The 26,640-nt window shown below is 44.1% G+C and carries 28 protein-coding genes; 19 read left to right on the top strand and 9 right to left on the bottom strand.

Annotated features, from left to right (window positions below; genetic code table 11):
- The first annotated feature begins 10 nt into the window (after positions 1-10).
- Genes hypA through ACMXYT_RS11180 form a run of 8 tightly spaced genes read left to right on the top strand, consistent with a single transcriptional unit; the run spans position 11 to position 9,389 of the window.
- Complete coding sequence (gene hypA / locus ACMXYT_RS11215; RefSeq protein WP_415888098.1) at positions 11-343, top strand: hydrogenase maturation nickel metallochaperone HypA; 333 nt, start codon at positions 11-13, stop codon at positions 341-343.
- Positions 343-1,266 carry a hydrogenase nickel incorporation protein HypB gene (gene hypB, locus ACMXYT_RS11210; protein WP_415898726.1) on the top strand — a complete coding sequence of 308 codons (924 nt, stop codon included), beginning with the start codon at positions 343-345 and terminating at the stop codon, positions 1,264-1,266. The genes hypA and hypB overlap by 1 nt, the downstream gene beginning before the upstream one ends.
- A complete protein-coding gene (locus ACMXYT_RS11205; RefSeq protein ID WP_415898725.1) occupies positions 1,266-2,720 on the top strand; it encodes a sigma-54-dependent transcriptional regulator in 1,455 nt (484 codons plus the stop codon). Before hypB ends, ACMXYT_RS11205 begins: the two co-directional genes overlap by 1 nt.
- Positions 2,721-2,731: 11 nt before the next feature.
- Complete coding sequence (gene hypF / locus ACMXYT_RS11200) at positions 2,732-5,188, top strand: carbamoyltransferase HypF (protein ID WP_415911455.1); 2,457 nt, start codon at positions 2,732-2,734, stop codon at positions 5,186-5,188.
- Positions 5,179-5,427: a HypC/HybG/HupF family hydrogenase formation chaperone gene (locus ACMXYT_RS11195; RefSeq protein ID WP_415898723.1), complete on the top strand. Its 249-nt coding sequence runs from the start codon at positions 5,179-5,181 to the stop codon at positions 5,425-5,427. The genes hypF and ACMXYT_RS11195 overlap by 10 nt, the downstream gene beginning before the upstream one ends.
- Entirely contained in the window at positions 5,424-6,581 is a 1,158-nt protein-coding gene (gene hypD / locus ACMXYT_RS11190) for a hydrogenase formation protein HypD (RefSeq protein ID WP_415898722.1), read from the top strand. Before ACMXYT_RS11195 ends, hypD begins: the two co-directional genes overlap by 4 nt.
- A gap of 16 nt (positions 6,582-6,597) precedes the next feature.
- The gene (hypE, locus tag ACMXYT_RS11185; protein WP_415898721.1) at positions 6,598-7,644 is read left to right on the top strand and encodes a hydrogenase expression/formation protein HypE; all 1,047 of its coding nucleotides are present in this window, start codon (positions 6,598-6,600) and stop codon (positions 7,642-7,644) included.
- Complete coding sequence (locus tag ACMXYT_RS11180; RefSeq protein ID WP_415911454.1) at positions 7,644-9,389, top strand: hydrogenase maturation protein; 1,746 nt, start codon at positions 7,644-7,646, stop codon at positions 9,387-9,389. Before hypE ends, ACMXYT_RS11180 begins: the two co-directional genes overlap by 1 nt.
- Positions 9,390-9,489: 100 nt before the next feature.
- Here the strand turns inward: ACMXYT_RS11180 and ACMXYT_RS11175 are convergent, their stop codons facing one another.
- Entirely contained in the window at positions 9,490-10,368 is an 879-nt protein-coding gene (locus ACMXYT_RS11175; RefSeq protein WP_415911453.1) for a LysR family transcriptional regulator, read from the bottom strand.
- A gap of 132 nt (positions 10,369-10,500) precedes the next feature.
- Between ACMXYT_RS11175 and maoP (ACMXYT_RS11170) the strand changes: the two genes are divergently transcribed.
- The 5 genes from maoP (ACMXYT_RS11170) (at position 10,501) to maoP (ACMXYT_RS11150) (ending at position 14,705) form a co-directional block, all read left to right on the top strand.
- A complete protein-coding gene (gene maoP, locus ACMXYT_RS11170; protein WP_415898719.1) occupies positions 10,501-10,770 on the top strand; it encodes a DUF413 domain-containing protein in 270 nt (89 codons plus the stop codon).
- A gap of 119 nt (positions 10,771-10,889) precedes the next feature.
- On the top strand, positions 10,890-11,927 hold the full coding sequence (gshB, locus tag ACMXYT_RS11165) for a glutathione synthase (RefSeq protein WP_415885240.1): 1,038 nt from the start codon (positions 10,890-10,892) through the stop codon (positions 11,925-11,927).
- Positions 11,911-13,956 (top strand): flavohemoglobin expression-modulating QEGLA motif protein, encoded by a 2,046-nt coding sequence (locus ACMXYT_RS11160; RefSeq protein ID WP_415911452.1) that lies wholly within the window; start codon positions 11,911-11,913, stop codon positions 13,954-13,956. The genes gshB and ACMXYT_RS11160 overlap by 17 nt, the downstream gene beginning before the upstream one ends.
- A 56-nt stretch (positions 13,957-14,012) precedes the next feature.
- Positions 14,013-14,243 carry a hypothetical protein gene (locus ACMXYT_RS11155; RefSeq protein ID WP_415898717.1) on the top strand — a complete coding sequence of 77 codons (231 nt, stop codon included), beginning with the start codon at positions 14,013-14,015 and terminating at the stop codon, positions 14,241-14,243.
- Between the two features lie 114 nt (positions 14,244-14,357).
- On the top strand, positions 14,358-14,705 hold the full coding sequence (gene maoP / locus ACMXYT_RS11150) for a DUF413 domain-containing protein (RefSeq protein WP_415898716.1): 348 nt from the start codon (positions 14,358-14,360) through the stop codon (positions 14,703-14,705).
- Positions 14,706-14,923: 218 nt separating this feature from the next.
- Here maoP (ACMXYT_RS11150) and ACMXYT_RS11145 read toward each other — a convergent pair whose 3' ends face one another.
- From ACMXYT_RS11145 to ACMXYT_RS11135, 3 genes are all read right to left on the bottom strand, one after another.
- Positions 14,924-15,322, bottom strand: a complete 399-nt coding sequence (locus ACMXYT_RS11145) for a hypothetical protein (RefSeq protein WP_415898715.1) — start codon at positions 15,320-15,322, stop codon at positions 14,924-14,926.
- A 164-nt stretch (positions 15,323-15,486) separates the two neighbouring features.
- The gene (locus ACMXYT_RS11140; RefSeq protein ID WP_415898714.1) at positions 15,487-16,689 is read right to left on the bottom strand and encodes an EAL and HDOD domain-containing protein; all 1,203 of its coding nucleotides are present in this window, start codon (positions 16,687-16,689) and stop codon (positions 15,487-15,489) included.
- A 150-nt stretch (positions 16,690-16,839) separates the two neighbouring features.
- Entirely contained in the window at positions 16,840-17,145 is a 306-nt protein-coding gene (locus ACMXYT_RS11135; RefSeq protein ID WP_415890744.1) for a hypothetical protein, read from the bottom strand.
- A 222-nt stretch (positions 17,146-17,367) separates the two neighbouring features.
- Here ACMXYT_RS11135 and ACMXYT_RS11130 point away from each other — a divergent pair, with 222 nt between their 5' ends.
- A complete protein-coding gene (locus ACMXYT_RS11130) occupies positions 17,368-18,297 on the top strand; it encodes an AEC family transporter (protein WP_415898713.1) in 930 nt (309 codons plus the stop codon).
- A gap of 15 nt (positions 18,298-18,312) precedes the next feature.
- Here ACMXYT_RS11130 and ACMXYT_RS11125 read toward each other — a convergent pair whose 3' ends face one another.
- On the bottom strand, positions 18,313-18,561 hold the full coding sequence (locus ACMXYT_RS11125) for a hypothetical protein (RefSeq protein WP_415911451.1): 249 nt from the start codon (positions 18,559-18,561) through the stop codon (positions 18,313-18,315).
- Positions 18,562-18,771: 210 nt separating this feature from the next.
- On the opposite strand from ACMXYT_RS11125, the gene ACMXYT_RS11120 reads away from it, so the two are divergent.
- Complete coding sequence (locus ACMXYT_RS11120; RefSeq protein WP_415911450.1) at positions 18,772-19,137, top strand: VOC family protein; 366 nt, start codon at positions 18,772-18,774, stop codon at positions 19,135-19,137.
- Positions 19,138-19,191: 54 nt separating this feature from the next.
- On the opposite strand, the gene ACMXYT_RS11115 is transcribed toward ACMXYT_RS11120, so the two are convergent.
- A complete protein-coding gene (locus tag ACMXYT_RS11115; RefSeq protein ID WP_415898710.1) occupies positions 19,192-20,259 on the bottom strand; it encodes a nucleoid-associated protein in 1,068 nt (355 codons plus the stop codon).
- Between the two features lie 61 nt (positions 20,260-20,320).
- Here ACMXYT_RS11115 and ACMXYT_RS11110 point away from each other — a divergent pair, with 61 nt between their 5' ends.
- Complete coding sequence (locus ACMXYT_RS11110) at positions 20,321-20,899, top strand: YaeQ family protein (protein ID WP_415911449.1); 579 nt, start codon at positions 20,321-20,323, stop codon at positions 20,897-20,899.
- A gap of 153 nt (positions 20,900-21,052) precedes the next feature.
- On the opposite strand, the gene arfB is transcribed toward ACMXYT_RS11110, so the two are convergent.
- A complete protein-coding gene (gene arfB / locus ACMXYT_RS11105; RefSeq protein ID WP_415898708.1) occupies positions 21,053-21,466 on the bottom strand; it encodes an alternative ribosome rescue aminoacyl-tRNA hydrolase ArfB in 414 nt (137 codons plus the stop codon).
- A 128-nt stretch (positions 21,467-21,594) separates the two neighbouring features.
- Between arfB and ACMXYT_RS11100 the strand changes: the two genes are divergently transcribed.
- Positions 21,595-21,816 (top strand): hypothetical protein, encoded by a 222-nt coding sequence (locus tag ACMXYT_RS11100; protein ID WP_415898707.1) that lies wholly within the window; start codon positions 21,595-21,597, stop codon positions 21,814-21,816.
- Positions 21,817-21,867: 51 nt separating this feature from the next.
- Here ACMXYT_RS11100 and ACMXYT_RS11095 read toward each other — a convergent pair whose 3' ends face one another.
- Together ACMXYT_RS11095 and ACMXYT_RS11090 are read right to left on the bottom strand one after the other, a co-directional pair.
- Positions 21,868-22,089: a PA3496 family putative envelope integrity protein gene (locus tag ACMXYT_RS11095; RefSeq protein ID WP_415898706.1), complete on the bottom strand. Its 222-nt coding sequence runs from the start codon at positions 22,087-22,089 to the stop codon at positions 21,868-21,870.
- Between the two features lie 251 nt (positions 22,090-22,340).
- Positions 22,341-22,928, bottom strand: coding sequence for a HupE/UreJ family protein (locus tag ACMXYT_RS11090; protein WP_415898705.1), 588 nt, complete (start codon positions 22,926-22,928; stop codon positions 22,341-22,343).
- 370 nt (positions 22,929-23,298) lie between these two features.
- On the opposite strand from ACMXYT_RS11090, the gene ACMXYT_RS11085 reads away from it, so the two are divergent.
- Both ACMXYT_RS11085 and ACMXYT_RS11080 read left to right on the top strand, forming a co-directional pair.
- Positions 23,299-26,040, top strand: coding sequence for a GNAT family N-acetyltransferase (locus tag ACMXYT_RS11085; RefSeq protein ID WP_415898704.1), 2,742 nt, complete (start codon positions 23,299-23,301; stop codon positions 26,038-26,040).
- Positions 26,041-26,222: 182 nt separating this feature from the next.
- Entirely contained in the window at positions 26,223-26,624 is a 402-nt protein-coding gene (locus tag ACMXYT_RS11080) for a hypothetical protein (protein WP_415898703.1), read from the top strand.
- Positions 26,625-26,640 lie beyond the last annotated feature (16 nt).

Below are 26,640 nucleotides of genomic sequence, written 5' to 3'. Positions count from 1 at the left end.
CGTGCATGAGATGTCGATTGCGGAAGGCATTGTCCAAGTGCTGGAAGATCAGGCCAAAGAGCAGCAGTACGATCGAGTAAAAACTGTTTGGCTAGAACTTGGCCCTTTATCAATGATAGAAACAGAAGCGTTAACGTTTTGTTTTGAAGCGGTAACGCGTAGTACCCTCGCTGAGGGTGCTGAACTAAAAATAATAAATATACCTGGTGAGGCATTCTGTATGCAGTGCTTGAAAAACGTTCCAATTAGCCAACGCTACGATAGTTGCCCTGAGTGCGGCAGTTATCAACTTCAAGTCGTCCAAGGGGACGAGATGCGAATTAAAGAGCTGGAGGTGGAATAATGTGTACTGTTTGCGGTTGCGCTGAAGGCAATGTAAAGATCGACGGTCAGCATACTCATGAGCATTCTCATCATGAGGGGACTCATCATGATCATTCTCATAGTGAGCATAAGCATCATCAGGGGCATGACGATAATGTGATCGAGAAGCAAGGTGAAGATCTGCATTTTGGAAAAGGCCCAGCTCATGCCCATGTGGCGGGAATGAGTCAAAGCCGTATGGTGCAGATTGAACAGGATATCTTAGGTAAGAACGATCGCTATGCGCAGATTAATCGGGCGCGTTTTGAAGCGCAAAGCTTGTTTGTTCTCAACCTAGTCTCTAGTCCGGGTTCGGGTAAAACAACGCTACTGACAGAAACTATCAATCGCTTAAAAGAATCGCGCAAAGTTGCGGTGATTGAAGGTGATCAGCAAACCGCTAATGATGCTGACCGCATTCGAGAAACCGGTGTGCCTGCAGTACAGGTTAATACGGGCAAGGGGTGCCATCTAGATGCTCACATGGTAGGTCATGCGTTAGATAACTTAGATGATCTGCAAGGTGGTTTCTTGTTTATTGAGAATGTCGGCAACCTTGTTTGTCCAGCTGCCTTCGATCTTGGTGAGGCGCATAAGATAGCCATTTTGTCTGTTACTGAGGGTGAAGATAAACCGCTCAAGTATCCAGATATGTTCCATGCTGCAGATATTATGATTCTAAATAAGACGGATCTGCTGCCACATTTAGATTTTGACGTGGAAAAATGTATTGAGTTTGCGCGCCAAGTAAACCCTGATATTAAAGTACTAAAACTGTCTGCGAAGTCTGGCGAGGGTATGCAGGAGTGGCAGGAATGGTTAGAGCAAAATCGAAAAGGGATGATTCAGACACGGATTGATCAGCTGAAGTCTGAAATCCAGCAGTTTGAGGCCCTTCTCTAATGCCTACTCGAAAACGACCTTTAGTACTTTGTGTAGACGATGAGGTGCGTTCTTTAGAAACGCTAGAGCGTACCTTAGATGAAGAGTTTGATGTGCTAACGGCGACAGATGCGGATCAAGCATTTAGCCTATTAGAGCAGCACACCTTTCACGCGATTCTGTGTGATCAGCGTATGCCGGGCAAAACAGGGGTAGAGTTCTTAACTGAGGTTCGTGAGCGTTGGCCGCAAACGGCACGACTAATCCTATCCGGTTACACCGATTCTGAAGACATTATTAAAGGCTTAAATGAAGCCGGAATCTTGCAGTACATCACTAAACCTTGGCACCCAGACAACCTTCTGCTTATTCTTCGTGGAGCTTGTCGTCTGTATGAATTACAGAATGAAAATGAACTACTGTCGATGGAGATGCGGCACTCCGCTTCTCAAGTAGAGCAAAATGTTAAAGAGAAAAAACAGCATCTCAAACAGACTTACCAATTGGATGAAATTCGCAGACATTCGACGAGTCCATTAAACGACCTGTGTGAACAGGCCGCGAAAATCGCTCCTTATGATGTCTCGGTTTTAGTGACTGGGCCTTCTGGTGCCGGTAAAGAGCTGTTTGCTCGCGCACTACATTACAACAGTTTACGAGCAGAGCGTCCTTTTGTGGTTGAAAACTGCGGTGCTATGCCGGATGAGTTGTTAGCTTCAGAGTTATTTGGGCATAAGAAAGGCTCGTTTACGGGCGCAATTACTGACCATGTCGGTCTGTTTGAGCGTGCAGATGGCGGCACGATTTTTCTAGATGAGATTGGCGAAATCAGTCCAGCTTTCCAAGTGAAGTTACTACGTGTTTTGCAGGAGCGTGAAGTACGTCGTTTGGGCGAACATCAGCGCAGAAAGGTAAATGTTCGCGTGGTGGCCTCTACCAACCGTGATCTAGAAGAAGAGGTCAGGGCAGGCCGATTCCGTCAGGACCTATACTTCCGATTGGCCGAAGTGACCCTTGAGCTGCCAGCATTAGAACGTCGTGCTATGGATATCCCCGTATTAGCTGAAGACTTCTTGGCTAAATCGGTTCAAGAGTTTGATAAGCCAGCAAAAGGTTTTACAGAAGAAGCGTTAGATTGCATGCGCCGTTATTGCTGGCCGGGTAACGTTAGGGAACTGCAGAACGAGATTCGCCGCATGTTGGTGTTAGCGGAGGATGAGTGGTTATCCGCGGATTTGCTGAGTCCTCGTGTGTTACGTGCAGCTCCGGTTGAAGAGACTGCCGAGACAGAAGTGCTCGCATGCTTGGATGGCACATTAAAAGAGCGTATCGAAACCTTGGAAAAGCGTATTTTAAGGGAAACACTCATTCGTCATCGTTGGAATAAAAGCCAAGCATCTCGCGAGCTTGGGTTATCCAGAGTTGGACTTCGCTCCAAACTGGAACGATATGGCCTGAATAAAGATTTCCATTAAAAGATCAGAGCATGAGTATGGCAGTTTCAGCGTTGCATATAGAAGTTCGAGGTCAAGTACAGGGGGTTGGCTTCCGTCCCTTTGTGTATAACCTCGCGCAACGCTTTGGGGTGATCGGATCTGTGGCGAATGGTCCAAAAGGGGTGATGATCTTTGCTCAAGCCGACAAGGCTCAACTTGATCAGTTTGTTGCTCAACTGACGTCTGAACAACCTTCGATGTCAGAGATAGAGTCTCTAGATGTTAGCTCTATTGCAATAGAAACAGGTCTGACCCAGTTTAAAATCATTCAGAGTGAGCAGGGAGAACTCGATCTTTCTGTTACACCGGATGCTGCGCTATGTCAGGACTGTTTAAGTGAGCTGTTCGATCCAAACAATCGTCGCTATCTATACCCGTTTATTAATTGTACTCACTGCGGCCCCCGCTACAGTCTAATCACGGCTTTGCCTTATGATCGTCCGAATACCACCATGGCAAAGTTTCAGCTGTGTCATCGTTGTGATTCGGAATATACCGATCCTGTGGATAGACGATTCCATGCCCAGCCGACTGCATGCGGTGAATGTGGACCGCAACTCAGTTTTTATTCTGAAGATGGGCAGCAATTGCAGTGTAATGATCCTGTTGCGCAAACAATTGAATTTATCCAACAGGGTAAAATAGTTGCGATAAAAGGTGTGGGAGGTTTCCATCTGGCTTGCGATGCACGAAACCCAGAAGCAGTTAGACGGTTACGAGAGCGTAAACATCGCGATGAAAAGCCTTTAGCGGTCATGGCGGCTAACCCTGAATCTTTGCAATCCTATGTTGAGCTAACGGATCAACGGGTACAAAGACTCAAAGCGATGGATGCGCCTATCTGCCTTGTACCTAAACAAGAAAACTCCGCTTTAGTTGCCAAAGAGCCATTACCTGAAGAGTTAGCACCTGATCAAGCATGGCTAGGTGTGATGCTACCTCATTCGCCGCTACATTATTTGCTGTTTCACAAAGATGCAGGCAGTCCAGACGGAATTCAGTGGCTCGCGGAAAAGCAAGATCTCCTCTTGGTGATGACCAGTGCAAACCGCAGTGGCAACCCTCAAGTAATCGACAACGCAGAAGCGCTAATTCAACTGCGGGGGATAGCGGATGGCTACCTGATGCATGATCGTGATATTCACACCCGTTGCGATGATTCTGTAGTGTCGATGGTTTCTGAACAAGGTAGTGAGCTGGTTAGACGTGGCCGTGGATTGTCGCCGCAATATATTAAGTTACCTTTTGCAGCCGATGCGAAGTTACCTTCTGTTTTGGCGGTTGGAGCATACTTTAAAAATACGGTCTGCCTGACTAAAGGTAATCGAGCATACGTATCGCAGTATATAGGTGATCTTGATAACCCTGAGTGTTGCCGCCAGCTCAATCATACCGTCGAGCAATTAAGCGCTATGTTGGACATCAAACCTGAACTCGTGGTTGCCGACCTGCATTCTGAGTTTTACAGCACCGGATTTGCACAACGGTTTAGCCAGGCAAATAAGATCCCTATGTTGCAGGTTCAGCATCATCATGCCCATATCGCTGCAGTTATAGCTGAGCGTGGTGTTCAAGTGCCTGTGCTTGGTCTAGCCCTAGATGGCTTGGGTTTGGGGGATGACGGCACGCTTTGGGGTGGCGAACTGTTCAAGGTTCATAAGGGTGATTATCAGCGTCTGTCCAGTTTAAGCCCAATTCCTTTACCCGGAGGCGACAGTGCTGCAAAAGAGCCATGGCGGGTAGCTTCAGGTGTATTGTTTCAGTTAGATCGAACAGAGCAGATTGAAACCCGTTTTGGTGATCAGAAAGCAGCTCCTATGATCAGCCAGTTGTTACAAAAAAATATCAATACACCGATGACGAGCAGTGCAGGGCGGGTATTTGATGCGGTGGCTGCCTTACTAGGATTGAAAGAGATAAATTCTTTTGAGGCACAAGCGGCAATGGCGCTTGAATCAGCAGCTTATCGTTACCTTAAATCACACCCATGGCCGAACGAATCATTACTGATTGATACAAAGCAGTCTCCTTTAAATTTAGAGCCATTATTTGCCCGTCTGCTTGATTGTGAGAATCAAGGGTATGGTGCCGCCTTGTTTCATCAGCAGCTAATCACAGCGTTATCGCGTTGGGTGGCTGATAGCGCAGTAAAAGAAGGGATTAATAACGTGGTATTAGCGGGAGGCTGTTTTTTAAATCAGCTTCTACTTCAAGGGATTAAAGAGCATTTAGAGGCTCAAGATTTACAAGTCGTTACGGCTCAAAAACTGCCATGTAATGACGGTTCTATATCGCTAGGGCAAGCGCAGATCGCCTTAGAACGAGCTAACTTGGCTCGTCAAAACAAGAATAAGAACGACAAGAACAAGAGCAAGAACAAGAACAAGAACAAGAACAAGAACAAGAACAAGAACAAAAACAATGAGAGAGAGTCGCTATGTGTTTAGCCATCCCTGTTCGTATTGAAGAGATTATTGATGCCGAGTCTGCAATTGCAGATATAGGTGGGGTGAGAAAAGAGATCAATATAGCGCTGATTGCCGATCTGGTCGTAGGAGACTACGTCATTATGCACGTAGGCTATGCGCTGAATAAGATTGATCCTGAGGAAGCTGCTCGAACCTTAGCGTTGTTTGCCGAGTTAGATGAACTTGAGCAACAACAAGCGATAGAGGCATCTCAATGAAGTATGTTGATGAATATCGCGATGGCGCACTAGCTCAAGAGATTGCAGCCAAGATTAGTAAAGAGGTCGATCCTGATCGGTATTATCACTTTATGGAGTTTTGTGGTGGACATACCCATGCAATCTTCCGCTATGGGATTCCTGATCTGCTACCTAGCAATGTGAAAATGATCCACGGCCCAGGTTGCCCTGTGTGCGTATTGCCGATTAATCGTTTGGATTCAGCTATCGAATTGGCGGTTACTCATAAAGTTATTCTCTGTTCTTACGGCGATATGTTGCGTGTGCCGGGTTCGCGTAAACGTAGCTTGCTAAAAGCTAAAGCGGAGGGGGCGGATGTACGGATGGTGTATTCCTGCATGGATGCTCTGCGCATTGCGCAAGATAACCCAGACCGAGAGGTCGTGTTTTTTGCCATAGGTTTTGAAACTACAACACCGCCTACAGCTTTGGTGATTCGGCAGGCACAAAAGCTTGGTTTGAAGAACTTTACCGTCTTTTGTAATCACGTTCTAACCCCAGCAGCGATCAGTAATATTCTGGAGTCCCCTGAGGTGAGAGAACTGGGCATTCTGCGCTTAGATGGTTTTGTCGGTCCAGCCCATGTAAGCACTGTGATTGGTTCACAGCCTTATTACTATTTCGCCGAAGAGTATCAAAAGCCTGTGGTCATCGCGGGGTTTGAACCTCTGGATGTGTTGCAGGCGATCTTAATGTTAGTGCGGCAGGTTAACGATGGTCGTGCGGAGATTGAGAATGAATTTTCCCGCGCGGTGACTTATGAGGGCAATGTCCAAGCGAAATCCATCGTGGCAGATACCTTCGAACTGCGCCGCTCATTTGAATGGCGAGGCCTAGGTGTTGTGCCTTACAGCGCTTTGCGTATTAAAGATGCCTTTGCCGAATTTGATGCAGAAAAGCGTTTTACGGTTGAGTATCGCAGCACCCGAGAGAACAAAGCTTGTGAGTGCGGCGCGATCTTACGCGGCGTGAAATCTCCACGGGATTGCACCTTGTTTGGCGATCCTTGTACACCTGAGAACCCTTTGGGGTCTTGTATGGTATCCAGTGAGGGTGCTTGTGCGGCTTACTACAGCTACGGTCGCTACCAAGACAATACCTTTGCATCTGATAAAACCCACCCCGCAGCCTGATTTAGAGAGCTTTTTCATGAGTACACAAACGATTTATACATCAGAGCTCGATCTGGTTAAGGGCAAAGTAGAAATGGCCCACGGCAGCGGTGGCAAGGCGATGGCTCAGTTGATCGATCAGCTGTTCCTACAAGCGTTTTCAAACCCTTGGCTAGAGCAGATGAATGATCAGGCGAGTTTTGGCTTGCCTGCCGGTAAAGTGGTGATGGCGACGGATAGTCATGTGATCTCACCGCTATTCTTCCCCGGTGGCGATATAGGCTCATTATCTGTTCATGGCACGGTTAACGATGTCGCTATGTCCGGCGCAACGCCTAAATATCTTTCAGCAGGTTTTATCTTGGAAGAGGGCTTCCCATTGGCGGATCTGAAGACCATCGTAGATTCGATGGCTAAGGCTTCTGAAGAGGTCGGGGTTGCTATAGTGACCGGTGATACCAAGGTGGTTGAGCGGGGTAAAGGAGATGGCTGTTTTATCAATACAACCGGTATTGGCGTAATTGAGGGTGGATTGGATTTTGGCGCTAACCAAGTGAAACCGGGAGATAAAATCTTAGTGTCCGGTACCATGGGAGATCATGGGGTTGCCATTATGTCTTTGCGTGAAAATCTAACGTTTGAGACGACGATTGAATCGGATTCTCAAGCGCTGCATGACCTTGTTGCAGATATGGTCTCAGCTGTCCCTGAGATCCACTGCCTTCGAGATCCTACGCGTGGAGGTTTGTCTGCCACGCTGAACGAGATCGCTCAGCAGGCCCGAGTGGGTATGCAGATCTTCGAAGCGCAGCTGCCGGTAAAAGCACAAGTTCAAGCTGCCTGCGAATTCCTTGGGCTAGATCCGTTGTTTGTTGCGAATGAGGGTAAGCTGGTGGCTTTCTGCCCTGCAGATAAGGCAGAGCAGCTATTAGAGGTGATGAAGGCGCACCCTAAAGGGCAAGAGGCTGCGATTGTTGGTGAAGTGACCGACGATCCTTTGAGCTTTGTGCAGATGCAGACGGCCTTTGGTGGTAACCGAATGGTTGATTGGATCAACGGTGAACAGCTACCGAGGATCTGTTAATGCGTATCTTATTTTTAACCCACAGTTTCAATAGCCTGACCCAACGTTTGTTTGTTGAGTTACGCAAAGACGGCCACGATGTCTCTATCGAATTTGATATCAACGATGCAATAGCAGAACAGGCGGTGGAATTGTTCAAGCCTGAGCTCATTATTGCGCCGTTTTTGAAACGAGCGATTCCCGAATCTATCTGGTCTAAGCATCGCTGTATTATTGTTCATCCGGGCATCAAAGGTGATCGAGGTCCGTCCTCTGTTGACTGGGCCATATTGAATCAAGAGGCCTCTTGGGGTGTGACCTGCCTAGAAGCTAATGCAGAGATGGATGCAGGCGATATCTGGGCGTCAGTCGATTTTTCAATGCGAGAGGCGAGTAAAAGCAGCCTTTATCGTAATGAGATCAGTGATGCTGCAGTGACTGCAGTAAAGCAAACGCTAGAACGTCTTCTATCGGGTGAATTTAAACCGCAAAAACTGGATTACGATCAGCCAGATATCTTGGGGCAGTGGAACTGTTTGATGGCGCAAAGCGATCGTAAGATCGACTGGCAAAACGATTCCACTCAAGAGATCTTAACAAAGATAAGAGCAGCGGATTCAGCGCCCGGTGTGCAGGATCGAATCGGGGGACAGGATTATTACCTTTATAACGCTTTTGCGGAACAAGCGTTAGGGCAAGAACAGGCTGATGTGGGCTCTATTCTCGCTACTCGAGACGGTGCGATCTGTCTTAAAACTCGCGATGCTGCAGTGTGGGTGACTCATCTAAAACGCGTTAACCCAGAAGACGGCGAATTCAACTTTAAATTGCCTGCGACTCACTTTTTAGCGAAGCAGCTTGCTTCAGCACCTCATGAGCAACGCGTGCCAGAATTGCCATTAGCACCTGAAACTATGCCTAATGGTGCAACGTGGCAGGAGATTCGTTATCGCCAAGAAGGCGATGTAGGCTATCTCTATTTTGATTTCTACAATGGCGCTATGGATAGCGATCAATGTCAGCGCTTACAACAAGCGGTGGCCCACGCAAAAGCCCAACCAATCAAAGTGCTGGTACTCATGGGAGGGGAGGAGTTCTGGTCGAATGGTATTCACCTAAATCAAATCGAAGCAGCTGAGAGTCCTGCAGAAGAGTCGTGGTGTAATATCAATGCGATGAACGACCTCTGTTTAGAGATCATTAACTCACCTAACCAATTAACCATGGTGGCTATGCAAGGCAATGCTGGAGCCGGTGGTGTCTTTTTGGCTTTAGCCGCTGACCAAGTAGTGGCGCGGAGCAATATCGTGCTTAACCCCCATTACAAATCCATGGGTAATTTGTATGGCTCTGAGTATTGGACCTATCTATTACCTAAAAGGGTTGGTGATGAACAAGCGCAGCAATTGATGCAAAATCGCTTACCTGTGTCGGCTACAGAAGCTGAACAGAGTGGGCTAATCGATGCTTGTATCAATGAGAGCCGGGAAGGCTTTCTTAATCGAATCAAGGCCGATGCAACGCATCTGGCTACATCCGTTGAATATGCGCAGCGTCTGGCGCTCAAGAACTTGCAGCGTCAACAAGATGAGCTGCAAAAGCCATTACAGCAATACCGTTACGAAGAGCTAAACCAGATGAAGCTTAACTTCTTCGGTTTCGATCCGAGTTACCATGTCGCTCGCTACCACTTTGTGGAAAAGCTACCCAAGGCTCGCACACCGGCTTATCTTGCGAGCCACAGGGTGGTTAATAAATCGATGTGAAAAATCGAGTTTGAATTTGCATGTGTTAGTCGTTGTGCATAGATTAGACGTACCTCTTCGAGGTACGTCTATCTGCTATTGGTAATCTGTTATCTAGTTTCTATTCGATAGGTTGGAGTGTCGCTTCGGGTTTTAGCTCTACTTCATTTAATAGCTCTAGAATAGGCCCTATGTTTAAATTGTCTTTCATTGTTTTACTAAATACCGCATAAACGGAGCGTTTCACAGGTTTGACACCTTGGACTAAGTGCAACTGACCTTCTTGTAAGTAGCTTTCTATTTGGCTGACAGGTAAGAAAGCTGCTCCCCCGTTTGTTAATAAAAATTCTAATGCTATTTGGCTTTGCTCTGTGTGGAGTACAGGCGCTACCGGTTTCTTAAATAACTTAGCGTGTTTTAAGTTGAAAGCGGTTCCCCAATCTACAAAAACATAGCCTAAGTCATAGATATCACTGAATTTTGCAGCGTTTTTATTAGTCACTAAAGCCAACTCAATTTGGCCAATTTTATTAGTCTTAAGTTCAGCCATGTTAGGGGGGTCTAATACAACGGCCATATCTAGCCTTCCAGCGATGAGTGCTCTGGTAAGCTCTAAGTGCGAGTTGATTTCCGTTCTAATCGATATTTGGGGAAAGGCCTCAGCTAATTTAGGCAATGTGGATTGTAAGAAAGTACCCCACAAATTCGAGATCCCTCCAAGGGATAAATGCATCTCTTGTTGCTCTGGTAGCCCTACGTCCTGAAGTGCGATCTGCCACGAAGCGAGAATGTTCTCTGCATGAGGAATTAGACGCTCCCCAGCATTTGTCAGCATAATGTTATTTCTTTGCCTAGAAAATAAAGGCAGTCCAACTAACTCTTCTAACTGACGTATTCGAAAACTAACGGCCGATTGTGTCAGGTATAAATTTTCAGCTGCTTTACCGAAATGCCTAGTTTTTGATACCTCTAGGAATGTTCTGAGCAGGCCTATATCCATAATTTTTCCATAAAAAAAATCGATTGAAATGATAAAAAAACATCGTTTTACAGTTAATAACACTGCATTAATAATTGCAACTGAAGGTAATTAAGCCGTTTGGCACCTTTAAATAAATGTTTAGGCCTAACAATGTTTCAAGTAGCTTTTTTGACTGAAAGTCGTTTCAGTGATCATGAAAATTATCCAGATGGGTTCTGTAAAGGCGATGCTTTTACCGCAGAAGAGGCTGCATTGCTAGAAAAACATGGTCATGCATATTGCGCTTTCGCTACAGGTATCAGGCAGCCTGTAGTCCTTCTAGAAAGGGAATTTGTGGATTTTTGTAAGGGGGATAAACAACCTTCAAATATCCATGAGCGAACGTGGTTGCGTTATGTCTCAAAGGCTGCTGTTTTATAGTTAGACCTCAATATCTGAAATACGAAAGCAGCCTATGGACGAGAGTTCTCTTTTACATAGGCTGCTTTTTTTTGTCTTTTTCTTTTGATTAAAAATATAAATCGATATTTGGTGTGGAAATGAAAATTTGCTTTTTGATGTACCCATGGGAACGTATTTCACCTGAAAGTGATACTACTTTAAGGATGATCCATGAGGCTGCTTCTAGAGGTCATACCGTTGCACTTACTACACCAAATAGTTTGACTGTCAGAGATAGCATAGCTCACGCTTTTTGTAATGTTTTGAGGCGTGATTCAAAGCTATCTAGCAATATTCCATCTTTTTATCGTAAGGCTGAATTTAAACGGTGCAAACTGCCCTTAGCCGGTTTTGACGTGATTATTATGCGTGCGAATCCACCTTTGGATACAGTCGCACTGAACTTTTTAGATTCCGTTCGAAATGATGTGTTCATTATGAATGACATTGATGGTCTGCGCGTCGCGAACAATAAACTTTATCCGGCTTCATTTAGTGGTGATGCCAGTCGCTTTGTGCCTGCGACTCATGTTTCAAAAAATCGTGAATACCTGGAGCAGGTTCTGAAGGACTCACCGACTGAAAAAATGATCATGAAACCGCTAAATGGTTTTGGTGGTCAGGGCGTTATCGTCATTGAGAAAAATGCGAGACAGAATTTCAGGTCATTACTGGATTTCTATATCGGATCGGGAGATTCGAGCAACTACGTTATTTTACAAGAGTATGTCACTGGAGCAGATCAAGGAGATGTGCGTATTCTAATGCTCAATGGTGAGCCTATAGGCGCAATGCGTCGAGTGCCTGCTGGAGATGATGTCCGTTCAAATATTCATGCTGGTGGTAAAGAAGTTAAACATCACCTTACTAAAGAAGAAAAAGAGCTTTGTCGCGCTATAGGGCCGCAATTGGTTCGTGATGGGCTCTATTTTGTTGGGCTTGATGTAATCAATGGGAAGTTGATAGAGGTCAACGTACTTAGCCCAGGCGGTATCACCCGTATCAATCGTCTTAATAGAGTGAAACTGCAGAGTAAAGTTGTCGACTTTATTGAGAATGTTGTCTCAGCTAAAGAGCTGGTTTTGGAGCGTAAGAGCGCTTTCAGAAAGGTAATTGAAGATGCAGAAACTGTCTGAAAAAGAGATTTTAAAATTAATCTCTGAAGGTGCTTTCTTTGAATGCGAGCATCTAGATGGAGCCTTTGCGTTGAAAGTTGAGGCATACACTCCGGCTGTTTGTGCTGCTGTTCACGATGGGCATAATTTCAGTAAAGAGTTGGTGCCTTTTTGTGCGTTATCTGAAGCTGAAAGGCTTTATGAAGAAGACCCCTTTACCGGTGAATTGATCGAATCTATGCCCATTACATTAATTGGTAAGGATTCAAGATATGAGTATGACCTAAATAGGCCGTTAGCAAGATGTATCTACACCAAGGCTTGGGGTAAAGATGTTTGGGTTAAAAATCTGCCGAAGAGTTTGAGGGGTAAAAGTACAGAGAAGCACAAAGTTTTTTACCGCGTACTTGATGCGTTAGTTGCAAAAGTGGAAGAGCTTTTTGGGGCCTGCATAATATTTGATGTGCACTCTTACAATTACAAACGAATTGAAAGGCAGGTACCTACCTTTAATGTCGGCACTGAACAGATTGATATTGATCGTTGGGGACGTGTGATTGATAAGTTTCGCGTATCTATGAGTAAGCTGGAACTATCAAATGAGACTGTTTCTGCGGCATTGGACGACGTGTTTTATGGCCGCGGCTATCTTATTTCTCACATCAACAGCCGATATGAAAATACCTTAGTCATTCCTTGTGAAGTCAAAAAGGTCTTCATGAATGAAGCTTCAGGCGAAAAATATCCAATTGTTCTTGATGAGCTTAAGTCAGGTTTTAAGCATGTGCTAAGTGATATCGGCGCATATTTCGCGAGAGCGCATTCTAAAAAGCCTAGGTTGCGCCGTTTAGATATGCTGTCTTCTAAATTGGATCCAGCGATCATTAAAGTTGATAAGGAGTTGGCTAAGTTAGCGAAGGGAATGGAAACCCTCAATTATATTAATCCTGTCAATATTGCGCAGGAAAAACGAAAGTTCTTAGCTAAGAAAGGCAATTATCAACCTGAGTTTAGATATAAACCTCTAGCCATTAACCCTTATGAGTTTCGTGAAAAGCTCTATCGATTACCTGTTGATAAGATTCGAGACGTTGGTATTCAACAGATGTACTGCCAAGTGATCGATGGTCTCTCTAGCAAGATCGATTTATTGGTGAATGCGGGCAGTCCGCAGTTTGTCTACAGCTCATTACGATATTACGGCGAACCAAGCTTAGAAGATGAGGCTAATGCTCAATTTCTTTTACATGCGGCTAAATATGATCCGGAAACTGATAAGCGTATAGATGCTGCAGAGGCTGTGGAGTACTTCCGTTTGAAGGCCTCTGATTGGGGAATGAAGTGTAAAGTAGAGCTTTCCTCAAAAATAGTAGCTTCCGCAATGGTTTCCGGTGCGAAGCGTACCTTGTTCGTGAATAAAGACGCGTTATTGACTGAAACTGAAGTAAACGCATTAGCGCACCATGAATTAGGTGTGCACATGGCAACAACATTGAATGCTGCCTCACAGCCTTTAAAAATATTCTCATTAGGGTTACCTGGAAACACGATGACTCAGGAAGGTTTGGCCATTCTGAATGAATTCCATAGCGGCAATATGTGCTTAACACGATTGCAGGGACTTGCGCTCAGAGTCATCGCTGTTAAAGAGATGCTTAAGTATGGTGATTTTCGTCATACCTACAGTTACTTACATGAAGAGATGAAAATGCCAACAGATGATGCGTTTAAATTATCTGTCCGAGTTCATCGTAGTGGTGGTTTGACTAAGGACTATCTATACCTTCGAGGTGTTAGTGAGGCACTACGGCTCTATAAAGATTGTGATATTAGCAGCTTATATGTGGGAAAAACGGGTTTTGCATACCTCGGTATTATCAATGAACTTATTGAAAGAGAACTGATTGCAAAACCTCAATTTGTACCTGAATACTTAGCTAAGCCTGAATTTGTCTCAGATATATTGAATTACCTTGTTTCCTCTATTAAGCCTACAGCTCCTGTTTGCTTGATGGATAACTTGTGCAGTGACTTACGGGGCACTGCATAGGCTCCTTTGGCAGCACCTTTCGGTAAGGGGTGTTGCCCTTTTTCGAGAAAGATGACATGAATAAAAACGACTTTTTTGATGAAGATTATGAATATGAACCTGAAGAGGGAGGCTCCCATTTCAGGAAAACGGCACGACATAAAAAACCTGATGATGAGTGGGATCAGGAGTCTGAGGAGAATAAACGTAATAAAAGGAAGACGCGTTGGAGAGATATAGAAGACCGACTGGCTAAGAAAGCTTTGCGCGAAGACAGTGAATGGGATTATGGAAATTATGACTTCTAATATGCTGAAGAAGTGATAAGAATTTTCGATCAATAACGATTAAAAAACATCGTTTTACCTTCCATGAATCTGCATCAATACTTGCAGAAAATATATAGGTTTAAGGAGTTGGTGATGGGACTCGAAACTAAGTTTCATGATTGCTTCCGCACAGATAAACGCTTCGAAGATAAAGTGCATTTCCCTTATGGTTTCTCAAAAAGTGGAGAGTTCACTATCGAGCAAGCTAGGGTATTAGAACTAAAAGGTGTTGCTTATCAAGAGCTCGCTTTAGGGCTGAGAAAACCTAAAGGCGAAACTGAGCGTGAATTTGTGGCTTTTTGCTTAGGTAAAAAGCAAGCACAGACAATTCATGAGCGAGTGTGGCAAAGGTATCAGAGCAAAGTAACAGCTGCGCTTAATGCCATCAGCTTCAACAAAAAAAGATTAGGCCAATCAGAGCTAGTGGAGGAAAGGTTGTAGCTTTTCTCCTTGGAGTAATCTGTGCTTCATCGGATAAACACTAACTGTTTTCTGATCTTGGCTGTGCCTAATTGACTGTTTTGGGCACAGCCTTTTTTAGGCAGACTATCTCTAAAAGGTAAATTCACTGCCATTACATTAACAAGCATTTGCTGCCACATGGCCTTAAAAACTACCCAAGGTTCGCACACCTGTATATCTGGCGAGCCATCGGGTGGTTAGTGTTTAAACGCCAGTTTATTTGGATTAGGGCCGCGATTAGTCACAACGCACTCGGAGCAGTGGCAGTTATCTTTGCAGTTAGATGCTAGGTCCTCTAATTCGTAAAGTAGTGTTTCCACTATGGATTGGATTTGAGGGCATACGCATCGATTGAGACGATACTGTGAAGTGAAATCATAGACATCATTAAAATCAAAAGTGACTAGCTGAGTTCTTAAGTTACAAACCCTCAGAGCAAAGCAGACTTTGTTGGTGCTGATCAACACTCTAGATTCTACGGCTGGAATACCACGAAATTTAAAGCCTTTGTTATTTAAGGTATTCAAGATTTGATGCGTAAAAGGAGCGCAGATTTCATTATCTGTCGCACCTAAACTGGTAACGAAAATACTCATAACAGACATCCTGTCTTAAGAGGAAGGAGTCGCTTGCATAGTAACTGAAGTACTTCTTACGGAGTGCTTCAGTTACTGTGTGTATTTTAGTCCAGTATTAGAGAGCTCTAAACTACGATATGTTTTAGTTTAGGGTTTCTTTGATATTTCATTGATCTGAATACTTAAGATGTTGCCACTTTTTGGCTTTCGATGGCCCATGTGATCGCTTCAGATTGAGCTTGCAGCAACGTGTGCTCATCTACATGACCTGAGAGATTGCTCCATTCATAACGGGTGAAGTTAATCACATCATTTAGCATTAGGCCGAGATTGCCTTTTCGATCTACCAAAGCCATTTTGGCTTCTTCAGTTAATGGAATATGCTCAGGCAGAGTTTCCATTGGAATAGAGAACAAAGCATCCGCACCAGAAAGAATACCGATCAAGAAGGCTAGGCCGGGTTCAGCATTGTACTGAGGTGCGATGTGTTCACACATCTTAGAGCGAATTAACAGTTCTCGGCATAGCTCATCTGGGACATCTAAGGTACCGGAAAGGGAAACAATAATAGCCCAGCGCTTTAGTTCATTGAGGCCAAGCATTACAACAGCTTCACTGATAGTGGAGATGGAGCGCTGTAGTGAGAAGGTCGCGGAATTGACAATTTTGAGTAGTTTTACCGCAAGGCGCGGATCTTTCGAAATTATCGCTTCTAGATCTTCAGGTGTCGCATCGCTGTCGTTGAGTTTAGCGAGCAGCTCAATAATTGTGAGCTCGTTGCCGCTAATGCGTTTGCCTTCAATATGTTCAGGAAAGGCAAAAAAGTAGCCTTGGAAGAGTTGGAAGCCTAATTTCTTAAAGCGATGAAATTCAGTAAGTGATTCTACTTTCTCAGCAAGTAGCGTCAGATTATAGGGCTCTAGATGTTCCATTGTGCGGAATAGGTCCTTACCTTTTGTTTCCAGCACGTCAATTTTTACAATGTCTACTATATCCATCAGCGGTTTGAAGTCATCACTCCAAGTAAAATCATCCAAGGCGATTTTGAAGCCTTTTTCAGATAACCCGCGAATCTGTTCGATGGTTTTATCGTTGATCGGAACGTCTTCGATTATTTCTAGAACAACATTGTCTGCAGCGAAACTCGGTAACTCCTGATAAAGAAGTTCCTCATTCATATTCATAAAAGCAGGGAGGATACGTTGGGCCCCTCGCTGAATAATGCCAGTGTACGCATTAAGGAGGACTTCACATGTTGCAGCGGTGCCATCAAATAGTTCGCCAGGAGGGCAACCATTTGGATCTCTATAGAGAAGTTCATAGCCAACCGTCTCACAATTGGCATTGAGGATTGGTTGTCTTGCTAGCAGAGTTTGCTCTAACACCTAGGCACCTCATAAAAACAATCAATAGGATAGTAGTTTCAAACTAACTACCTGACATAGTAGCGGAATTACCAAGTATAACTAGTGGTTTTAAGCTCGTTAGGCAAAAAAAAACCGGGCATAAGCCCGGTTTTTTTAGAAGGTTATCACTTACTTAGTGATCGCCTGAAGTTCAGCCAATGCAGCTTCGCGAGTTTCGTTTGCAATTGCAGTGAAAGCTTCGCCTTGACCTTTTAGAAGTTCGAATAGCGCTTTGTTAGCTTCCATGTTGAACTTGATTAGCTCTTCAGGAGTTTTAAGTTCTTTCGCTTTTTCAGCTTCGCCCTGGAAGAAAGAAGTTAGTTCTTCGCCAGATTTTTTCTGCTGTTCGATAGATTTAGTGATCGCAGCAGCCTGAAGGTTCATCAGAGACTGAACGGCATCGAAAGATTTCTGGAAATCAACAGTATTAGTCATGATAGTTCTCTCTAAAAAATTAATTTGTTGCACTGCACAATATGAGGGTCATTTTAGCTTGATTTTTGACCAAGTCAACACTTTTTTGTGCAGTGCACAAAAAATGTTTCCGCTACATATTTCTAAACATAGAGTTCGCTTATGACAGAATGATGTCTGGACGTTAAGAGGACTAATTGATCTAATTGTCGCTTTCAATTTCTGACGATCTCGAGCATTCCCATGGCAGGCATAGAAACAATACTGACGCTATTTTTGCTGATTGGCTTAGGTTACATAGGCAAACGTACCGTTTTGGCAGAGCAATCCTTAGCTCCGCTTAACACCTTTGTGTATTACTTTGCTGTGCCAGCGCTTTTGTTTAATTCTGTTTATAAACTATCTTTGGACAGTTTGTTTCAGCCGCTTTATCTATTCGCTTTCCTCGTCGCTGTTGTTGCAACTGCACTCACAGCTGCACTGGGGTGCGCAATGTTCTTCTCAGAACGTAATAAAGAGGTGCTTATCATTCGCGCTTTGAATGGAACCTTCTCCAATTATGCATATATGGGCATTCCGATGGTGTTTGGTTTGCTGGGGGAAGCTGCTTATGGCGCGATGATCAGTATTATCTTGTTGGGAAATGTGTTCCAGATTGGCGGTACACAATTTTTAATGGAAAGTCAGCGTCAAGAAGGAACGGGGTTTAAGCAACTCCTTGCTATTTTAGATAAGTCATTGCTGCGCAGCCCTATCTTCTTATCCACGTTCTTTGGTGTATTAGTATCAGCATTTACTATAGAGCTACCTAATGTTTTGGCATCTACTTTGGATTTGCTAGCGCCAGCCACCGTGCCTGTCGCTCTGTTTTGTTTAGGTGCGAGTCTTGAGTTTAAAACCCTTAAGCAAAGTAAAGTTGAGCTGTTCTGGTTGGTTATAGTTAAGCTGATTATTCATCCATTGCTCACGTTAGCCATTTTTAAAGTAGCAGGCGTTGAGGATCAAAACTGGCTGTTAGCTGCAGTGATTCTGGCTGCCTTGCCAACAGGGGCTTTAGCCCACGTTATGGCTATCCGCTACGATGTAAAAGAGAAAGAAACCTCCTTAACCGTCGTGCTATCAACCATGGCTGCGCTCGTCAGCGTATCCTGTTGGGTTAGCTTTTTAATATAATTCATTTGGCTGAGCTTACGCAGCTTGTTGTACATCATGAATAAATAACATGATCTCTTCAGGCTGCTGAGGCTGGTTAATTATCTCAACCACATGCTCTTTTCGATCTTTCTTCAGATCGATGACCTCGACTGCTAAGTAGTCGCCATCCAATTTGAAATTTTTCATGGCATAACCTTGTTCTGCAAGTAAATCCATCAGTTTTAGTAGGACAGGGCTTTTGTTTCTGTATGAAATCCCAAATAAAAATCCGTTGATGATCATCTGATTATCCTCATCTGTGACTGCTTTTTGGAGCAGTTAAATTGTTTTATCTGCAATATATTTTCTGCTGATGATGAGGTGCTGTCTGTATAGGAATATGCATACAAATTTTCATGCAGTGGTTTTTTTGAGCTTAAAAACCTGATTTTTGGCTAAACTCAATGAGTGATGTTTGGGTCTCTACTAAGTTTGATAGGAGGGGTAACTCCAATGACATTTACGTTTTATGCACAGCGTATCTTTGTTACTCGATTTAATGCGGCAGTCGGTTTTTATTCCCAAGCTTTGGGTTTAGAGCCCGAGTTTTTGGATGAAGATATGGGCTGGGCTGAGTTTGAGTTGGGTGCGGCTAAAATAGCCCTAGAGTTGATTGATGCTGATACTGAGGAAGCTAACGATTTAGTGGGTCGCTTCGTGGGTGTCACGCTTCAAGTTGAGGATATTCAATCGGCTTATGAAGATATGACTCAAAGAGGGATTGAGTTTGTTGCTCCGCCAGAGAAACAACCTTGGGGTGGCACGTTAGGTCACTTTAAGGATCTTGAAGGAAATATCCTTTCGATATTCAGCATGTAGTGTTTTGTATTTCAGCTTTTGATTAAGCTACAAAACACTACATCAGATCGCAGATTAATCTTCCTGCTCTAAAGCCTCGCGCAGTTGATTGATAACCTTACTTGGCAGACGGTTGATAATAATTCGACCATTATCTTCATCAAATTCGATATCTTTACTGCCATTTAGATCGCCAAGGCTGCGCTTATTGAAATCTAAACTCCAGTTATCAGCTTTTACTTTAAGTTTTGCGAAGCGATTGATTGTGCTGGTGTGAGGCTGAAATTCCTGGCTAACATTGTACGGGCCTTTATTGGCAAATGTGCCAAAGGTGCCTGCCGCTGTTTCTGCTTGTTCTGGTGGAATGTAAGCATCAAACAGGTTTTCAATGTCGTTCAGATTAGCGGATTCTTTTTCAGTACGTTGCTTGGATAGATAGCTAACGACATCCTCAACCACTTCTTCTTTACGATCGCTCATATTGTTTTGGTTACAGAAATCCCTCGCTGCACGAATCAACTCACCCGTTGATTTACGTGAAGGGGTGACATCTGTACAACCAAACGCAGTAGAGAAGTAATGGGTGATTTCACCTTTCTCTTTACTGCCAATAAAACTGAGGTAGCTGTCCTGTTTTTTTCTATAAGTGGTTAGGTTGATCCGCGCACCTTGATGCAACTGATCAAGATTAATTTCCATCACCTCAGTGGGATGAAGATCATTGTCAAAACCAATCCCTGCTTTATCTCGTACGAGTGCGATCAACATATATTCATAACGATCGCTTGCATACATAGCAAACAGCACATATCCGCCGTGAGCGGTATGAGCCGATGGGTTGTTAATAGCAACCGCTAGCTGAGACATACTTTTATCGGTTAACTCAACAAAGCTCTGCTCGTTACATTCTGCATTAACGAAGCTTTCGAAAGCTGAGATAAATGGGTAGCCCTCTTCATTCTCATGATTGAACGAGCCGTGAGTCAGACTAGAACGACGGCTGAATGCAGAATTTAGTGTTTCGAATAGCTGATTAGCGATCGGTTCAGTTGTCGGAATAACACCACCACGATCTGTAATACGCGCAGGCGCATCTTCAGATTCTTTAACTAGTTCTCGAATAGCTAGATGTTTTAATTCCATGAATGACCTCAGCAGCGTTGTCAAAAAGCAGAGCAAGGATTGTATTTAAAACTCAGAGGAGATGCAGTATAAAGATGCCCCCAATCCAATGAATAAGGCTGAGCTCATGGCGCTTAAACCAACTATCCACAAAGTTTCCCTTAATTTAGTGGATATGAATCGGGATATTTACACGAGCGAAAAGCTAACAGTTGCTCTGCACCCATCAGAAACGGTTACTCGAATGATGGTGCGTATCCTTGCTTATGCGCTGAACTATGATCAAGATCTTGATTTCACCAAAGGCTTATCAACAGCCGACGAGCCTGATCTTTGGATTGTGCGTCCTGATAACTCTGTAAGTTGTTGGATCGAAGTGGGACAAGCTTCCCCAGAACGTATGCGCAAGGGCGTAAGCCGTGCAGAACAGGTGATTCTCTATGCCTACGGTAGTGAAGTAGATATCTGGTGGGCTAAAAACGGAGATGGCTTAAAAGCTTTGCCAAAAACAGAGGTGTTTCGATTCGATGCCGAACAAGTGACTCAGCTAGAAGCATTGTGTGACCGTACGATGGAGTTAACGATTACACTGAGCGAAAACCAGATCTTCGTAGCTGCCGGTGATAACCAAGTTGAAGTTGAGGTTAGTGCGCTTTCATAAAATTTCAGTGGCTAGTGGCTAGGGTGTTTCGCTTTAGCTAAGTCGCAAAGCCCATCTCTGATGATTAGGCTATTTTGTGATGTTCTATGTTTTATTGATCCAGAAAGGAAACCCTCATCGAAAGCATTATCAAATCGATGAAGCGTAAAAGCACTAATAATCCACTTTACCTCGATTCTTTTTGATCTGCCCGCGCTTAGTTTTCTTATCAACGCGTTTACGTTGTGAACTTCGTGTGGGCTTGGTCGCTCTTCTTGCTTTTTCTACAACGGTAGCGGCTTGGATAAGCTCTAACAGTCGTTGTTTTGCATCGTCCTTGTTACGTTCCTGATCGCGGGAGTTTTGCGCCTTAATCACAATCACGCCCTCTTTGGTGATGCGTTGATCACGATAGGCAAGTAGTCGCTCTTTGTAGAATTCAGGCAGAGAGGAGTTTTTGATATCAAATCGAAGATGGATCGCACTAGAGACTTTATTGACGTTTTGGCCGCCGCTGCCTTGGGCGCGGATAGCATTGAACTCTAGCTCGTGCGGATAGATAAAAACGCGGTTGGTTATCTTTAACATGAATGTATTGTATCAATAGCGTGAAAAGGAATGAAAAAAAGATAGAAAAAAGTGCTGACAGAGTTTGAATAACCGCCATACCTGAACCATTCTTGATGTACCACTCAAATTAACAGGGGGCGGAGGACATGGATTCCAAATGTAACCACTGCAGGCAGTTAATTGAATCTTCAATTATCAGTGAACCCCATCAGCATCTTAACGTGCAAAGAGCGTCACCAAGCAGCAGTATCTATCGCTGTCAGCTATGTAACACGATGTTTGAATTCACAGAACATGAAATTTATTTACTGGATATAGTCCAGCCTGAGTCGGAAATGACTGAGCACAAACCATCTGCCTGTGCTTAATAACACAGGCAGATGCGTGTCATTATTAAATCAATCTAAGCCTCTTCCTAGTTAGTCTTTCCAGTCGTCATCGTCGAAGATTTCACGTAGATCTTTTTGCAGCTCTTTTTCTTCACGCATAGCTTCTAAACGACGGCGCTTAGCTGGATTGATGCTCTCTTTCTTATAAATGGTCGATAGCTCTTCAGACGCTAGAAACTCGTCTTCAAGTACGGATTCATCAGACAGGGTCTGTTGATTAGATTCGCTATTTATGGGGCCTTGGTGACTCATATCTTTGCCTCAGGGATAAACAAATCGATCTCTATATAGCCTGAGTATGGTACAGATTTAGAAATAGGAAAGAGATTTATGCTGAATATGTTAGCTAAAGGCAAAAAGGAGAAAAAAGTCGGGTAAAAGTTACCCGACAAGGCACTTTGGGGGTGGTGAAGCAAAGAAAGGTGCTGGCAATTAGTTAGGTAACTATTGCCAGCGAATAACGAAATAGCAGAAGTGGATGGCTATCTCGCTATAACAGATGGTCAAGCGACCAGAAACATAGCGCCGAACAGTGCGATGCCTGTTCCAGCCCAAGTATTTAATTTTGGAATAGTACGGTTGATCTGATCAGCTAGCGTTTTGCCTGACCAAAATAGCAGCGCAGTACTCAACATAAAGCCTGAAGCAAAAGCTGCGATACCGGCGGAACCTAACTCGGCACCATGAGCTGAACCGTGATAGATCGCGAACACTGCAATCAGCGGCAAGGCTACAGCACTTGTTAGATTGATCACTTTAGAAACCATTAGACCTAGCACCAATACGGATACTGCAATGCCTGTTTCGATTGCAGGGAACATCAAGCCGTTAAGTGCTAAGAAGAAGCCTGCTAATAGCATGCTAAAAAGTGCGAAAGGCACTAAGTGATTATTTTTAAGGTGTTGCTGTCCGGCCCAGAAACCGACAGCTAACAGTGCTAGTAGGTGATCGATCCCTGTTAGTGGATGGAGTAAGCCAGATATCAAACTGGATTCCATTAATAGGTTGCTGTGAGCAAATGCTGATGGGGCAATTAGTGAGCCTGCGATTAGCGCTAGACTGGATTTAACTGGGGTGGAAATTGTCCTCATTAGACTATCCTTTTTATTTTGTATGGATGAGGAGAGGCTTTGGATACTTACTCTCGTTTCTAAGATATTAGCAACGGAAGTGCCAAGTTTTAGAAATCATGAGGATTAAGCCAACAGCCCATGGTTAGCCCTATTGAGCGCTGCGAAACTATCTGTTGAAATGGATGCAGGGTTTTAAAAAGCCCATTTTGATAGCAAAAACGTTTAAAGCTGGAAACTTAGTAACCAGTCGGCTGTCACTACAAAAATTGATCTAACTCATAAGTAGTGAAAATGCTCTTTTTTATAAGACCTTGGTCTATATTTTTTGTTTTGCTGCAGTGCAAAAGGGAGTACACTGCAAGCTATCCGTTTACGAGGGATTACTGGCGTGTCTACAAAATATCTTAAACGCTTTTTTAAACCAGCATCTATCGCTGTATTTGGTGCCTCTGCCCGCGAAAATAGTATGGGCGGCGTGGTTATTCAAAACTTACAAGAAAGCGGCTTTAAAGGATCTTTATACGCAGTTAACTCCCAAGGGTATGACACAGTTCATGGCATTAAATGCTATAGCCAACTTAATCAACTACCCGAAATGCCCGAGCTAGCCATAATTTGTTCACCACCGGAAACCGTCGCAGACATCATTCGCGCACTGGGTGCGAGTATGGTCAAAGCAGCCATGATCTTAACTGGTGGTCTATCTATTGAAGATGAAAATCACCAGACCCTGCGTGATCAAGTTAGAGAAGCCGCTAAGCCTTACGGCATCAGAATCCTAGGGCCAGATTGTATGGGGATGTTGGTACCTGGTCATAATATGAATGCCAGCTATTCCCATGTGAATATCCTAAAAGGAAAGGTCGCTTATGTGGGGCAGTCCGGTATTTTAGGTACGGCCATGATCGATTGGGCAACTGGTCAGGAGATTGGCTTTTCTCACTTCCTTACCTTAGGTGGCGGTGCCGATGTCGATCTTCCATCGGTGATCGATTATCTCGCTCAAGACCCATATACCCATGCGATTTTATTACAGCTCAATCGAGTAGATGGCTCTGCTAGAGACTTCTTATCGGCTGTTCGTTCTGCATCGCGAAACAAATTGGTATTGGTACTTAAAAACGATACGTTTAGTGGTGAAAAGTCTGGTACAGAACTCGCACCTGGTATTTATGATGATGATCAGGTGTACGATGCTGCATTGCGACGTGCGGGTGTTGTACGTGTCGAAACCTCTGATGAGTTATTTAACGCGTTAGAGACCCTAACCCACATGAAACGTATGCGCGGTGAGCGCTTGGCGATTGTGTCTAATGGCACGGGGCCTAATGCTCTGGCGACGGAACACCTTTTGAATAAGAAAGGTCAACTAGCCCATTTAACTGAGGAAACGGTAGAAGCATTAGCTGAAATCCTGCCGCCGCATTGGGATCGATCCAATCCGGTAGACCTGAACGCCGATGCTGACCCTGCGCGTTTTGCTGAGGCTGTGCGCCTGCTCACCAAAGATAAAAATGTAGATGCGGTTCTGATGGTACATGCACCGACGCGACTTGCGCCTGGTGTTGAAACCGCGGAACAGGTTATTCAAGTTGCTAAGAAAACCCCACGTAATGTATTGACTTGCTTCATGGGCCGAGCAACTGCGATTGAAGCGCGAAATCGCTGTAACACTGCAGGTATCCCAACCTTCTTAACACCAGAAGAGTCTATCGATGCCTTTATGTATATGGTTGAGTTTCGCCGTAACCAAGAGGTGATGCGTCAAACGCCGCCTCCATATATTGAGCAAAATACACCCAACCACATTAAGGCGAGAGATCTAATCCAAAACGCCTTAGCGGAAAACCGAGACTATTTACAGCACAAAGAAGCTTGTGCGTTATTAGATCTATACGACATCCCGGTTTCGAATACTTACTACAGCGATAATATTAACGATGTGGTTAAGCTCTCGAGAAACATTGAGAACTCGGTTAGGGTAAAAGCACTACACACTCATAATGTCTATCCATTTAGCTATGATGCGCAGGGTAGCCAGCGTTGGAAGGATGTTGCACAGGATCTTTTCTCTCTAGCCGAAGTTGAGCATGCAACTACCCAGCTATCCTACCGCGTAGGCGAGACCTACAGTCCTGAAGAGCAGATGGGGTTCTGTGTCCAACAGATGAAACGCGGTTTCCAATCGCTACAGATCAATGTCGGTATTACCAGAGATCCTACCTTTGGTCCCGTCATTGTCTTTGGCGCTGGTGGGCATACTGTAGATGTGCTTTCGGACCGTCATGTGATGTTACCGCCTTTAAATATGGCCCTGGCGCATCAGCTCATTCGTCAGTCGCGTATCTGTAAAATAATCGAAGAAAACAGCTATCGCCCTGAGCAAGATATGAAGCAACTGTGCAAATTGTTGCTGAATCTCTCAGAAATGGTGGTTGATCTGCCAAACCTTAAGTGTTTAGAGATTAACCCGCTACTGGTCAATAAGGCCGGTCTTTTGGCGACAGATGTTTCTGTGTCAATTTCAGTAGATGAGGGGGATCTCTCAATCTCTCCTTATCCAGAACATCTCACCGAAGAGATCACATTGAAGCGCTCTGGCCGCAAGGCAATCATGCGTGCGATTCGTGGTGAAGATGAACCAAACCATCTCGAGTTCTATAACAAGCTTAGCCCGCAATCTATCCGTCTGCGTTACTTCTACAGCCGTGGTGTACCGACCCATCAGGAACTAGCGAACTGGACTCAAATTGATTACGACCGTGAAATGGCATTTATCATCTCTGTTCCACGTGAAGGTTCTAAAGAGATGGAAACTCTAGGGGTTGTAAGAGCGGTGACCGACGCCGATAACGTTAGAGCTGAGTTCAGTGTTGTAATCCGTGATGATCTTCAAGGTGAAGGCCTTGGTGTTGCCCTGATGAGCAAAATTGTTGATTACTGTCGCAGCCGAGGAACATTGCAGATTATTGGATCGACACTGCCGAACAACAAAGGCATGCAAAACTTGGCTAAAAAATTAGGTTTTGAGAACAGCTTCAATATTGAAGAAGACGTAGTCGATATGAAAATGATGTTGAATACACCCACAGAAGATTGGCAGCGCATGCGCCTTCAGTTACCTCATTAATAAAGCAACTGATTGTTTATTAGTTACCCCAGTGGAAACTGGGGTGACTGTATCGAAACTACCCTTCCTAATTTTTAGCCGTAAAGTATTAGACTTCTCAATCTAATCCTTACAATTAACTGACATTCTTCTTTTTAAATGCGATTAGCCTACGTTTCAAAATTCTAATAAGGAAAATTGAAATGCTAGGGCAGTATTCGGAGTTCGCTTTAACTTATCTTTGGGTGTTGGGATCGATAACCACGGTTACTTTTGCACTCCCGCTGTTTTTTGTGCCTCTGACTTGGGCTAAGTTGATGATGTGGAGGGTTCCTGAAGACACTGATCTAGCAGAATACTTCGGACGTTGTGTAGGCGCATTTATATTAGTAGTTGAGTTTTTTATCCTCAAAGGTGCTTATACAGAGGGTGGTTTGCAGTTCACATTTGATATGTTGGCTGTCGTCTTCACATTAATGTTAGTAGTGCATATTTATGGGGCAATTCGGAGGATACAGCCTATTACAGAAACCTTAGAAATAGGTTTGTGGGCCTTCTTACTCTTTGTGACTTACATTTGTTATCCCGTTTCATCCGGTATATAAACAAACCTCAGTTTTA

The sequence above is a fragment of the Neptuniibacter sp. QD37_11 genome (genome assembly GCF_047778105.1).
Taxonomy (GTDB): Bacteria; Pseudomonadota; Gammaproteobacteria; order Pseudomonadales; family Balneatricaceae; genus Neptuniibacter.
This window is presented reverse-complemented; position numbering and strand designations above follow the sequence as displayed.